1 protein-coding gene is annotated in these 430 nt (G+C 62.8%); it reads left to right on the plus strand.

The genetic code is table 11. The annotated features are described in order from the left end of the window. Positions 1-430 (plus strand): sulfatase-like hydrolase/transferase (locus IMZ11_RS44295; RefSeq protein WP_228649767.1); only part of this gene is annotated, 430 nt, incomplete at both ends.

Genomic DNA, 430 nt, shown 5'->3' on the forward strand with positions numbered 1-430 from the left:
GCCGAACACCGAGCACTGTTCGCCCGCCAGGCCGAGAACTTCGCCGACTTCCTCGAGCACACCGATTACGAGGTCGGCCGCGTTGTCGACGCGATCGACAAGATCGGCGAACTGGACAACACCATCGTCATCTACATCATCGGCGACAACGGATCGTCGGGCGAAGGCTCACTCATCGGGACGCCGAACGAGCTCATGAGCCTCAACGGTCAGCAGCCGTCCATCGAGGAGTCCCTGCGGTTCATCGACAAGTGGGGACTGCCCGGCACCTCTCCGCATTACGCGGTGGGTTGGGCACATGCCGGTGACACCCCGTTCCAGTGGACCAAGCAGGTGGCATCGCACTTCGGTGGCACCCGCAACAGCATGATCATCTCCTGGCCCGAGAAGATCTCCGACCACGGTGCGGTGCGCTCGCAGTTCCATCACG

Origin of the sequence: Microtetraspora sp. AC03309, from assembly GCF_020826795.1 — a bacterium.
In the GTDB taxonomy this organism is placed as follows: Bacteria; Actinomycetota; Actinomycetes; order Streptosporangiales; family Streptosporangiaceae; genus Microtetraspora; species Microtetraspora glauca.